The 12,902-nt window shown below is 32.4% G+C and carries 10 protein-coding genes and 1 pseudogene; 5 read left to right on the plus strand and 6 right to left on the minus strand.

Features of this window, described 5'->3' with window-relative positions; genetic code table 11:
* Positions 1-56: 56 nt before the first annotated feature.
* Positions 57-278: a TetR-like C-terminal domain-containing protein gene (locus V7Q02_RS09095; RefSeq protein WP_442882162.1), complete on the plus strand. Its 222-nt coding sequence runs from the start codon at positions 57-59 to the stop codon at positions 276-278.
* A 35-nt stretch (positions 279-313) separates the two neighbouring features.
* Here the strand turns inward: V7Q02_RS09095 and V7Q02_RS09100 are convergent, their stop codons facing one another.
* A complete protein-coding gene (locus V7Q02_RS09100) occupies positions 314-1,852 on the minus strand; it encodes an Ig-like domain-containing protein (protein WP_333860697.1) in 1,539 nt (512 codons plus the stop codon).
* A 238-nt stretch (positions 1,853-2,090) separates the two neighbouring features.
* On the opposite strand from V7Q02_RS09100, the gene V7Q02_RS09105 reads away from it, so the two are divergent.
* Positions 2,091-2,711: an Hsp20/alpha crystallin family protein gene (locus V7Q02_RS09105; protein ID WP_333860698.1), complete on the plus strand. Its 621-nt coding sequence runs from the start codon at positions 2,091-2,093 to the stop codon at positions 2,709-2,711.
* Positions 2,712-2,809: 98 nt separating this feature from the next.
* Here V7Q02_RS09105 and V7Q02_RS09110 read toward each other — a convergent pair.
* The 3 genes and pseudogenes from V7Q02_RS09110 to V7Q02_RS09120 all read right to left on the minus strand — a co-directional run.
* A pseudogene (locus tag V7Q02_RS09110) lies at positions 2,810-3,136 on the minus strand (GNAT family N-acetyltransferase); the annotation flags it as partial.
* Positions 3,137-3,149: 13 nt separating this feature from the next.
* Entirely contained in the window at positions 3,150-4,265 is a 1,116-nt protein-coding gene (locus V7Q02_RS09115) for a 5-methyltetrahydropteroyltriglutamate--homocysteine S-methyltransferase (protein ID WP_333860699.1), read from the minus strand.
* 16 nt (positions 4,266-4,281) lie between these two features.
* A complete protein-coding gene (locus tag V7Q02_RS09120; protein ID WP_333860700.1) occupies positions 4,282-5,214 on the minus strand; it encodes a LysR family transcriptional regulator in 933 nt (310 codons plus the stop codon).
* Positions 5,215-5,410: 196 nt separating this feature from the next.
* Here V7Q02_RS09120 and V7Q02_RS09125 point away from each other — a divergent pair, with 196 nt between their 5' ends.
* Positions 5,411-6,697, plus strand: coding sequence for an O-acetylhomoserine aminocarboxypropyltransferase/cysteine synthase family protein (locus V7Q02_RS09125; protein ID WP_333860701.1), 1,287 nt, complete (start codon positions 5,411-5,413; stop codon positions 6,695-6,697).
* 167 nt (positions 6,698-6,864) lie between these two features.
* On the opposite strand, the gene V7Q02_RS09130 is transcribed toward V7Q02_RS09125, so the two are convergent.
* On the minus strand, positions 6,865-8,184 hold the full coding sequence (locus V7Q02_RS09130; protein WP_333860702.1) for a hemolysin family protein: 1,320 nt from the start codon (positions 8,182-8,184) through the stop codon (positions 6,865-6,867).
* A 593-nt stretch (positions 8,185-8,777) separates the two neighbouring features.
* On the opposite strand from V7Q02_RS09130, the gene V7Q02_RS09135 reads away from it, so the two are divergent.
* Together V7Q02_RS09135 and V7Q02_RS09140 are read left to right on the plus strand one after the other, a co-directional pair.
* Entirely contained in the window at positions 8,778-9,608 is an 831-nt protein-coding gene (locus V7Q02_RS09135; RefSeq protein ID WP_333860703.1) for a MerR family transcriptional regulator, read from the plus strand.
* Positions 9,609-9,741: 133 nt separating this feature from the next.
* A complete protein-coding gene (locus tag V7Q02_RS09140; protein WP_333860704.1) occupies positions 9,742-10,593 on the plus strand; it encodes a dimethylarginine dimethylaminohydrolase family protein in 852 nt (283 codons plus the stop codon).
* 84 nt (positions 10,594-10,677) lie between these two features.
* Here the strand turns inward: V7Q02_RS09140 and mtlD are convergent, their stop codons facing one another.
* Positions 10,678-12,894 carry a bifunctional mannitol-1-phosphate dehydrogenase/phosphatase gene (gene mtlD, locus V7Q02_RS09145; protein ID WP_333860743.1) on the minus strand — a complete coding sequence of 739 codons (2,217 nt, stop codon included), beginning with the start codon at positions 12,892-12,894 and terminating at the stop codon, positions 10,678-10,680.
* Positions 12,895-12,902: the final 8 nt, after the last annotated feature.

Raw genomic sequence — 12,902 nt, forward strand, 5'->3', positions numbered from 1 at the left:
TTTGATGGGATTTTTTATATCTATAACTCTTTTTTTATTTTCGAACTCACGTTAAAATATTTCTTTGTAATGATGTGGACTATACTTTTATAGAAAAACTTAAAGATGCCATAAGACACTGCAAAATTCCTCTGGACACTACATCCTCAGAAATAGAGGCCCATTACTGCATATCTTTTGCTATATCAGGCTGCATAGGAGTAATACAGAAGTGGCTAGAGGATGACATGAAAACTTCTCCTAAAGATATGGCTGAAATTATGGTAAAATTGCTTTAAAACATATAAAAAGACAGGATATGTTTCCTGTCTTTTTATGTCTGATTATTTAACTTGTCACCTTCATTAATCAGAAAATCCTGGCAAGTACTACCTAACTCGTCAAAGGACCATAATCCGGTAGAATTGAATTTATAGCCGGCATAGGTTTCATAATCAGCGTAATCCACATTATAGGTTTGTATTAAGGGATATAAAGGCTTGTCTAAACCATAATATTGATAATCTTGAATCATTTTATCCATACATTTGGTAACAGACCACCTCATCTCTCCCCAATAACACTGCGGAGCGGCAAAATCACAGTATTTATTGAACACCGAATAAGGTATATCCTGATGATAACTTGCTATTGGAAAGGTAGTATAACCAATAATAGCATCAGGACATTCACTTCTTACAATCTGGCATATTTCTTCTGCCTGATTTGTCTTTCCCGATACAGCATCTTCAGGATCAAAAACATAATAATCACTATTATTAATAGCATCCACTATTATATTAGCTTCTCCCTGAACATCATCAAAATGATTATATCCCCAAGTACCCACTTTAAATCCTGCTTCCTTAAAATTATTCACATACTTTAAAAAATCTTCTCTGAAATTCATTCCTCCTCCAGATGCCCTTTCACCTTCATTGTATTTGATGCATACATTATTTATTCCCAATGACTTTAATTTGGATATTAAATTATCTATGCCCCCATATGCATCTACTTGATTTTGAAGCTGCCATATCCATGCCGATGTAGAAGTAACACTAGAAGGAACAGTTTCTGCTGAAGTATTTATTATAAGATTTAAATTCACCTTCTTGTCATATCCTTCAACCTGCCCCTGATAAACATAACTTCCTGGTATATTCAAGTTGCCAAGGGACTTGTCCCAAGTTACACTTACAGACTTCTTTTCTCCATTTGACATATTAGCGGTAACCACATCTGGTAATTTATAACTATCTCTTTGATTTATGGACACACTTATGTCATTTATTGAAGTTATTATTGACCCGGTGCTAAAAGTCATGCTAAAGGAAGTTTTTAAAGTTTTATTATATGCAGACATTAATCCAGCATCTATAATTAACAAATAATCACTGTCTGGAGCATAGGAAGAAGTATTTGATATATCTACACAAAAATTATCCTCACTTGATGATATATTTATTGGAACTTCTTTATTTGTTTTTTTGTCTAGGATTTTTATGCTCTTTTCAGCAGAAGATAAAATTATAGGCTGATTAAATTTTATCTTCCAAATCTTGTTTGCAGATATATTTTTATAGTTGTCTACATTAGATGTTGAAATAACAAAATCATCTTCTGCAGCAGTAGAATCAGAAGGATTTTGTGATATGGAATCTTCATTTACGTCTTTTTCATAAGAATAAGCTGCATCCTTAAATGTTGAAGATTTAGATTCTGAAGAACTGTCAGTATCTTTTAAGTCTTGAGTATCAGATGTGTTTTCAGTTGATGCAGTTTGAACTTCAGAGACAGTGGAAACATTCTCTGCCCGTACTAAATTATATGGATTTAGCTGATACATCGCAATAATACTTGCGAAAATCAAAAAATTTTTTAGTATTTTAACCAATTTTCTCTCTTCTTTCTACATATGTATATTTAAAAAACACCTTTTTATATTTTATTACCTTAAAATGAACTTTTTATAAACATAATATAGATATTTTGTTACAATAGTAAATTAATTCTTTAAAAAATATATTTTATCAGCTTGAATAATTTTTCTCTTAATATCTAATAATAATTACTGTAAAAACCAAAAAATTTCAGGAGGTATAAATACCATGATACAAATGAACACTAATACTTTAAATGAACAGAGAATGAATACACAACAGCTGAGGTTTGTGCCAATGCCATCAACTCACCTAAATTCGTGTAATGCTTTTAATTACGGACTTCCTATGCAATCCGGCGGAAATACTTGTTATAATACTCCTCAAGCCATGGGTACCCAGATGATAAATTGTGGAATCAATCCTTATCAGATGGTTTCAATGCCATATACCTTATCACACCAAGGGACTCAGATAAGAAGCGGAAATTTCAACAGTATGCCTCACCACCATCATCCCATTGCAGGAAGCATTATGGTTCAGCCTACAGTGGATATATCAGAAACATCCAGTGACATCATAATATCTGCCTATGTATCAAAGGCACCGTTAAATGATTTAAATCTCAATGTCAGCAACGATTCATTGACCATTTCAGGAACATTATCAAATGGAGTGAACCAATTTGTATTAAATAGAACAGTCCCTCTTTCTACCAGTGTAAGGGCAGAAGCTGTAGAAGCTACTTTGCAAAGCGGTGTTCTTGAAATCAAATTGCCAAAATCAGAAAAATTTTCACGAACAGTTCATACTTTCCAAAACACCAATAACATGATAATAAATGATTAGTTCTACATGTATTTTTAACTATCTGAAAAAGTGCCCTACATAAAAAATTTATATTTAAATTGGAGCTGTTAGAATATTTCATTCCACAGCTCCAATTCCTACATCCCATATATTTGACCTTCATCAAATTCTAAAATCATATCATACCATTTAGCTCCTCCATGTACTGATTTTGAAACCCCTTTATTTTTATACCCAAATTTCTCATAATACTCAATAAGATTATTCTTGCAGGTTAATACAACTCCTTTACGTCCCGATAACTTTGATGATTTTATCATATGATTCATAAGCTCTGTGGCAATTCCTCTATGGCGGTACTCTGGAACTACATCAAGTCCAAAGATAGTTTGATACTCCCCTTCTGGCAGATGTAATTTAGAATTTTTATAGAGTTCATCATAAATAACAGTATTATTTATAACTAAGAGTATTTTACTATTTCCAAACTTCCTGTGCAATTTCTTTTACCAGCTTTATTTTATTCCATTGTTCTTCTTCTGTAAGGATATTTCCTTCTTCTGTAGAAGCAAATCCGCACTGCGGACTTAAACAGAGTTTATCTATATCCACGTACTTACAGGCCTCAAAAACACGAACTTTCAGCTCTTCTTTACTTTCAAGTCCCCCGTGTTTTGTAGTAACAAGTCCCAGTACTACTATTTGATTCTTAATAAACCTAAGTGGAGAAAAATCTCCTGAACGTTCAGTATCATATTCAAGAAAAAAAGCATCTACCCTAGCATTTGAAAAAAGTTCCCTAGCCACAGGCTCATATCCACCTGCTGCAAACCACATGGAATGAAAATTACCCCTACATATGTGAAGTGCAATTGTCATGTCCTTAGGACAATGTGAAATTGACTGGTTAATCAGTTCTACATAATCTTTGGCAATTTTATCTGGATCCATTCCTAAATTAATATACCGCTTTCTGTGGATTTCGCTGCATAAAGTTCCCCAGGTTGTATCATCCAGTTGAAGATACCTACACCCTGCATCATAAAAAGCTTTTATAGCATTTTTATAAACATCCACAATATCACAGAGAAATTTTTCGTTATCTTTATAAAATCTATTAGAATTATAACTTTCTACAAAATGAAAAAGTGCAGGAGAAGGTATTGAAAATTTAGGAATACATTCTTTTGAAATACCTTTTAAATATTTAAAATCTTCAATCATAGGATGATCTTCAAATTTTATTTTGTCAATAACACGAAAAGTTTCAGCCTTCATAAGTTTATTATAGGAATTACTGCCCTGATTTATCTTGATTTTCTCAGTTCCTTTTATACCTAAAAAAAAGTCCAGATGCCACCATCCCCGTCTGAATTCACCATCGGTAACGGCCTTAAGTCCTATATGTTGCTGCTTTTTCACAAGTTTTTCAATTTGTATATCTTCCACTTCTCTAAGCTCTTTTTTTGAGATTTCCTTTTTTTCATACTGTCTTCGTGCCAATCTTATTTCTTCTGGTCTCAAAAAACTTCCTACAATATCATATCTATATGGGGGAATATCTCTTTTTTTTCCTACAACTTCACTACTCATAATTTCCTCCTTTTTACTATAGCAGGCAATAATTAAATTCCAAATATTTAGTTGCAATATCATAATTTAAAATCTCTATATACCTAGCTGCAATTTCACTTAGTTTTATATTTTTATGAGAAATCCATCCAATAGTAGCTATTTGATCACTTTCAATCGGAATAGATTGAATTTCATCTCCATTAAAGGCAGAAACTAATACTCCTGTTCCCACAGTATAAGCATTACTTTCCGTTAATAAATTAGACAATGTAGCTCTGTCATTGACCATAATACTTTTATTGGTATTTGAAAAATTTAAAATTTCCTCTGAGAAATTCAATGAATTTTTTTCTCCTTGATCAAATACTATAAAAGGAAAGGGAGTCAAATCCTCCATGGTAACAATTTTTTTATTTAAAAGCGGATGATTTTTACCTACAAACACATGAGGTGTTACATTAAATAAAGGTGTAAATTTAATATTATTGTCGCTAAAAATCTTATTCATAACCTTTGAATTTAAATCATTTGTATATAATATACCTATATCACTTTTCAAAGTTTTTACATCCTCAATAATTTCATAAGTTTTAGTTTCTTTCAAAGTAAATTCATATTTTAAATTATTATTGCTTTTCATAAGCTTTATAAAAGCATCTACCACAAAAGCATAGTGCTGAGTTGAAAGAGAAAAATGCAATGCCTCGAATTTTTCTCCATGATATCTATTCTCCAATACCTCTGTCTGTTCTATAATTTGACGGGCATATCCTAAAAATTCTGCCCCATCTATAGATATACTAATTCCTCTGTTGGTTCTCTCAAAAATACCAATTCCAAGTTCTACTTCTAATTCTTTTATAGCCTTGGAGAGGCTTGGCTGTGATATAAAAAGTCTCTTTGCCGCTTCATTAAAGGATCCACAGTTGGCAATTTCTATTGCATATTTTAGCTGCTGAAGTGTCATAACATTTCTCACCTTCTTTTAATTCATCTTAGTGTTAACGTTATAAATATAATACCATCACTCCTGTAACATGTATACTAGTTATGAAAGCTATTGTATATTAATATCTAAAATGGTCAATGGATTTTTCTCTTGAATTAACACAATATTAAAATTATAATGATTATATTATTATTTTCAGAAAGGACATAATGAGATGAAAAATTATAAGATAAACACAAAATGCGTACAAGCTGGTTACAGGCCTGGAAATGGAGAATCACGTCAAGTTCCTATAATCCAAAGTACAACTTTCAAATACAATACCAGTGAAGATATGGGAAAACTATTTGACCTTGAAACCGCAGGCTATTTTTACACCAGGCTGCAAAATCCCACAAATGACTATGTTGCTGCCAAAATTGCAGATATGGAAGGAGGTACTGCTGCAATGCTAACCTCTTCAGGTCAAGCTGCCAATTTCTTTTCCCTGTTTAATATTTGTAACTGCGGAGACCACATTGTTGCTTCCTCCAGCATTTACGGGGGTACTTTCAATCTAATTTCCGTAACTATGTCAAAAATGGGCATTACCACTACATTTGTTTCTCCTGATTGTACAGAGGAAGAATTAAATGCTGCCTTTCAGCCTAATACAAAAGCAGTTTTTGGTGAAACAATTGCCAATCCTGCCCTTACTGTACTTGATATCGAAAAATTTGCAAATGCTGCCCATACACATGGTGTTCCCCTTATTGTAGATAATACCTTTCCTACACCTGTGAATTGTCGTCCTTTTGAATGGGGTGCTGATATTGTTACCCATTCCACTACAAAATACATGGATGGACATGGTTCTGCCGTGGGAGGTGCCATTGTAGACTCTGGAAATTTCGACTGGATGGCTCACGCGGAAAAATTTCCGGGACTTTGTACACCAGATGATAGTTATCATGGTATTACTTATGCTGAAAAGTTTGGCAAGGAAGGAGCTTTTATTACCAAGTGCACTGCCCATCTGATGCGTGATCTTGGTTCTATTCAATCTCCACAACATGCCTTTCTCTTAAATCTAGGACTTGAAAGCCTCCATGTGCGTATGCTCCGTCACTGTGAAAACGGACAGGCTGTTGCAGAATTTCTTCAGAATCACGAAAAGGTTGCCTATGTTAATTACTGTGGTCTTCCAGGTGATAAATATTATAAAATAGCACAAAAATATCTGCCAAATGGTTCCTGTGGTGTTGTCTCCTTCGGTTTAAAAGGAGGACGAAAAGCCGCTGAAATATTTATGAAAAACTTGAAGCTCATGGCTATTGAAACCCATGTGGCGGATGCTCGCAGCTGCTGCTTAAATCCTGCCACAAGTACACATCGTCAGATGAGTGACAAACAATTAATAGAAGCCGGAGTGCCAGCAGAATTAATTCGTGTAAGCTGCGGCATTGAAGATAAAGAAGACTTGATTTTTGATATTTCTCAATCACTGGATTGCATTAAATAATAGTACTTACTTTCACTTTCAAGAATATGGAAACATCAGCCAATTAACTTATTTAGGTAACTATCAACCAGCTTAAGCTGGTTGATAGTTACTTTCATTAAATAAAATCAATAAAATCAATAAAAACACAGAAAACTACTCAAAACTTTCTGTGTTTAACAAACTTATTATTCTTCTATATTAAGTTTAACCCGTTCTATTCTCTTTTCCTTCACTTCCTCTATATGAAATGTAATATTTTCATACTTTAATTCAGGCTGTTCTCCATCTTCTGGTATACGTCCTATAATTTTAATCAGTAATCCCCCTAATGTATCATAATCTTCAGAATCTTCATTCAGATTTAGATGTAAACTCTCATTTAATTCATCTATAGGAATGCTGCCTTTAACTAGAAAGGTTTTATTATCTATTTTTTTTACAGAGGGTTCGTCCTCGTCATATTCATCATTTATATTGCCCATTACTTCTTCAATTAAATCCTCTATGGTTACTATTCCTGAAAATCCTCCATATTCATCTATCAGTATAGCCATGTGCTTTCTATAACTTTGAAGTTCTTTAAATAATTCATCTATATTTTTTCTTTCAGGTACAAAATATGCAGGGTGAATTATACTTCTTATATCCACATTTTCAAAGCCTACTTTATAGGCTTCAATTATAAAATCTTTCATATAAAGTATTCCTATAATATTATCACTGTCTCCTTCAAATACTGGAATTCTGGAATACCTTTTTTGAAGCAGTTCATCTACATATTCATTTAAAGGCTTATCCGCATTTATTAAATATACCTCTGTTCTAGGTGTCATTACCTCTTCTGCTAATTTATCATCAAATTCAAATATACTATTTATCATTTCTTTTTCAGTGGAGTTTATAACTCCATTTTCTTGTCCTATTTCTACTAATGACCTAATCTCTTCTATTGAAACTTTCTCCTCTAGGTTACTGCTGTTCATCCCTGTAATCCTTATTAAAAGATTGGTAGACATTGAAAGTAGTTTCACAAAAGGTATTGCCAATTTTGATATAAACAAAATTGGTCTTATAGAAATCATTGCAATTTCCTCTGACTTTTGAAGTGCCACTCTCTTTGGAAATAACTCTCCAAAAACCAGCATAATATAAGATAATATAATTGTTACTAAAAAAAATGAGATCTCCTGACCATAAGGAACATTGATCTTATCTAGATAATTTCCAATTCTATAGGAAATACCAGTTGCTGCTGAGGCACTTGAAAAAAATCCTGCAAGGGTAATTCCCACTTGTATAGTGGATAAAAATTTAGTTGGTTCCTTCAATAGCTTTTCTAATAGCTGTGCCTTTTTATCATTCTGTTCTGCTAAAAGCTTTATTCTAGTTTTATTAAGAGATACAATTGCCATTTCTGCAGAAGCAAAAAAAGCATTTACTAAAGTAAGTAATGCAATCAATCCTAATTGAGGCATTAAACCGGCAGGTTCTGGGTCTGGTTCCATTTATTTCTTCCTCCTTGAAATAAAATTTATTAATTAATATTATCATAATAACCTATAAATATCAACTAACTTGCTAATTTTACCATAAGGCAGACCCTTCTATTTCTTCTTAGATCCAGACAGAATTTTCTTACAAAGAATATACATCTTTATCTGCTCCTTGGAAGAACTTATCAAAATGCTTTATTTGCAATTGTTTTCCACTTTTAAGGAGTAGGAATATTTGCTAATTGCCACATTGAGATAAATCTAAAAACGCAAATGATATTGAGGGTCATTTTCAATTATAAAATAATATGTATATAAAGTCAATCTAAAATATATACTCAAAGCATGGTCCCAAGATGTCTGAATATGGACGCCAACTTCTAGAAAAACAAAAAATTAAAGCATATTATGGTACATTTAAATACATAAACTGCTTTGTTTTAATAGTTATTAATATAATTATACTACAATAGACCATTAAAGAGCCACTTAGCTTTCTAATACATTTTATACAGTAAATTCATGCTATGAAACCTATACAATAACTTTTTAAAAATAATTCATTGAAAAATTAGCCTGGCTGAACTAAACTTATTACTATAGAGGTGATTACTATAAAAGATAGGATATCAATAACTGATCTTGCAAAACTTAGAAATGTAACTACAGAAACCCTAAGACATTATGACAGAATAGGACTTTTTAAACCCACTTATGTAGACCCTAGAACCGGCTACAGATATTACTCCATACTTCAATATGAAAAATTAGGTACAATCAAGGAATTACGCCAACTTGGAATGAGCCTTAAAGAAATAAAAAAATATTTTGATAACAGACATGTGACTAAATCTCTTTCCATGCTTGTAAATAACCATAAAGAATTAAAAGAAAAAATAAAAGAGCTGCAGCTTCTTGAAAAAACCCTTTCTCAAAAAATAAAATTTTTAAGTAATGTTATCACAGAGTCCAAAATGAAAGAAATTATAATCAAACAACTACCCCAAAGAGAAATTATTACTTTTGGCAAGTCCATTAATAATGAGGTAGATTTAAGTTATGGATTTCTTCATCTTGAAAATATCCTTGAAGAAATTTCACCCATTTTGGCCAGCAACAGATTGGGATTTATTATATCTAAAGAAGATATTGAAAATTTAAAATTCAATAATTCTAGTGATATTTTTGTGTTTGCCAGTGGAAATAATACCAACAACGCAAAAAACACTAAAAAGATAAAGGGTGGAAAATATGTGTGTATATACAACAGCGGTAAACCTTGGGACAGGGAAAAAAGTATAAAAAAGCTGATACAATTTATCCATGACAACCATTATGCTATAGATGGTGATTTTATAGAAATAGCCCAGGTGGATATTACAGTAACGGATGTTGTAGAAGAAGAGTGCTTTGAAATTCAAGTTCCCATCAAGTGATTATTAGGCTCAGGCGGAACTTGCCTAAAACAACTTTAGTATAGAAATTAGCTGAAATCTATCATTGACATTTGTGTAACACAAAACTTTATAATTATTATAACAAAATATATTGCAAAAGGAGTCAATGATCATGAAGAAAAACTATGTAAAAAACTCAACTAATACTTTAAAAAAAGTACTGCTGTGTACTCCCACATATTTTGAATTTGAACCTATTAATGTAATAACGGAAAAGTGGATGGAGAAGGGTGAAAAAACCAATAAGGATATGTGTTTAAGAGAACACAAGGAAATTGTGCAGGCCTATAGGGAAAACGGAGTGGAGGTAGTTTTAATTGAACCAGATGCTAAACTGCCCTACCAGGTATTCGCACGGGATTTTGGAGCTTGTACTTCTGAAGGTTACATAATGGGAAGCTTTAGAGAACCTGTACGCAAAGGAGAAACCTCAGCTTATGAAAATAAAATGAAAGAACTTGGCATACCTTGTGTTGCCAGATGTACTTCAGGGGCCTTTGAAGGTGGAGACTTCTGGTTTTTAGATGACTATATAATGGCTCATGGTATCATTGCAAGAACAGATTGGCATGGATTCGAAAATATCAAAACCCAGGTACAGGAATTAGGATATGAATTAATTCCTGTACCTGCATTAAGGCAAAATCTTCATCTTGATATGTGTTTCAACATAGTTGCAGAAAAAGTAGCTGTGGTATGCAAAGAAGCTCTCCCTTACAATTTTCTGAAAATGCTTAAAAAAAGGAAATTCACCTTGATTGATGTTCCCCAGGAAGACGTCTTTAAACATTACTGCAACCTTCAATGTCTTGGAAATGATAAAGTACTGACTTTTGTGAACAACAGAGATGTAAACCACAAGTTAAAAGTACTGGGTTTGGAAACTATTGAAGTGGATCTGGTTGAAATATTAAAAGGAGGAGGAGGTCCCCACTGTATGACCTTTCCTTTAGAGAGAGAATAAAATTTTATTTCTACTTTACTAAATTTCAAATAAATAATCAGCCAGTTATATCTCCTTCCAAATTTCTATAATATAGTTAAAAATTTAACTGCTTAGCTGGTTATTTATTTGTACATTGTGGTAAATCATTATATCCTCAGAGGATATGAGATTATTAAATTGTATTTTTATTCTCCTTATTAAATCTTTATCTTTTTTTAGATTCAGACCATGATATATTGCGCCATTATATTCGCCCTGATATGTAAGGACATCCTCCACAGAATTATTTTTGTCATATATATCTTTAATCTTTCTACATTCTTTATCCCTTGGATTTATAAGTAACACAGAATATAAAATGGCACAAGCTGCACCAAATTCAATCATAGGAGTAGATATATGAAACTTTTGTGCCAGGGTAATAGTTCCAAAAATTCTCTCTCCCTCTTGTAATTTTCTCATAGGATCACGCCCCACACGGATGCACTTGTCCTTAAAAGAATTTCTACACCTTTTAATAAAATTAGAAATAAAGTCATCAATATACTGGGATAATTCAGGAGTATCTCTAATAAGTGAGGGTCTAATTTCTTTTTCAATAATATTTTTTACCAATAAAGATACCTTTTCATCTCCCATACCCTGTCCAATTGTTTTATAGCCAAGTAGAGCAGAATACCATGCTATTATTGCGTGAGGACCATTTGAAAGTTTATTTTTTATCTCCTGTATCTTTTCAATATTATCTACAACTTTAATTTGTCGTAATCTTTCAAGCAAGGGACTTTCATTACTTGCATACAACGGAATATATGGTTCACTGTTAAATAAGGATACATTAAATCTTGAAATACATTTATCAAATTGAGACATAACCGACAACTTTTTTGATATATTTCCAACCTTTAAAAGAGTCTTCTCATCAATTTTTTTCACTGTATTTATGGAATTACCGGTAATCCTTTCACTCTCTTGAAAGGATTCAACAAAACCTGTAACGTCAGACTGAAAACGGAAAACAGTTCTTTTAAGACTTGATAATTTTTTTTGAACTTGTGTAAGCAATGTTCTTTCTGGTATTGCTGAAACCATTCTATTTACAACAGTTTCACAAAAATATGTTCTAGATACTATTTTTTCAGCCTTTCCTTCCCCAACCAAATTTTCAAGAGCACTTTTAACATTTTTTTTCACAAATTTTGCTCCTTTTATTTTATTAATCACTACAAGTATTGTAAGATTTGTAGTATTTTTTCTATAGCGTTCAATGAGACCCTTAGCTATAATTTTACACTGGGACTTTACTGCTTTCTCTGGAATGGAAAGGCCAACAATCTGGCATTCTCTGTACATACTTATCATCTCTTTTTCATCATCCATATCAATAATATGAACATTACTTATACTTTGAAAATATGCCCTGCTTTCATATTTTACATTAAATTTTCCTAATGAATTTACTAATTCTTTAATTACAGTTTTTTTAGTTGCCCCAATTATCTCCTTAGGTCTAGTATAACCATCCCAGTGGGAAAAAATCTGTGTAAGATATCCTCCCCCTATTGCTCCAAAGCCGTGAATTCCCGCTTTTACATATCCAAAACTTTGCGGAAAATGTTCATTTAATTTAGGCATGGACATTTTAGGTGTAAATTTGACCAGTTCTTCGTGAAACTCTATCATACTGTTATATGATTTAAAAGCACGATTTTTTATGTGCTTTTCAGGCTCTTTTATATCCTTTATAAATATAGGAATTCCTCCTGAATCTGCTGCTGCAATCAAGCCATTTTGAGAATCTTCAAATATAAGGCAATATGATGGATGACGATTTAATTCCTCTGCTGCCTTTAAAAATATTTCCGGATCAGGTTTTCCTTTTGTAACCTCATCTCCACATATAATAACATCAAAAAACCTCATTACTCTCGCACTTAAGAGATACTCTTCTGCTATGGCCCTTCTGCTTGAAGTTGCAAGAGCTATTAGAATTCCATTTTTCTTCAGTCTTTCCAATACATCATACAGCCCTTCTTTAACAGGCACACCATTATGTCTTATATATTTCACTTCGTATTCATCAGCTTTTTTTCTTATCTCCCTATAGGGATAGTTCTCCCCATATTGTTTTTTTGCAAGTTCTTCTGCAGTTTTTGCACTAACCCCCAAAGAATCCATGAGAAGTTTGTCTGTCATACTTTCTCCATATATAAGTTTAGATGATGACTTTAACATATCAATTCTCAGTCTTTCAGTATCAAACATAGTTCCATCCATATCAAAAATTGCTGCGTAAATTTGTTTACCTTGAAAATTTATAAGACATT

This window comes from Clostridium sp. (genome assembly GCF_036781005.1).
Classification (GTDB): Bacteria; Bacillota; Clostridia; order Clostridiales; family Clostridiaceae; genus Clostridium_B.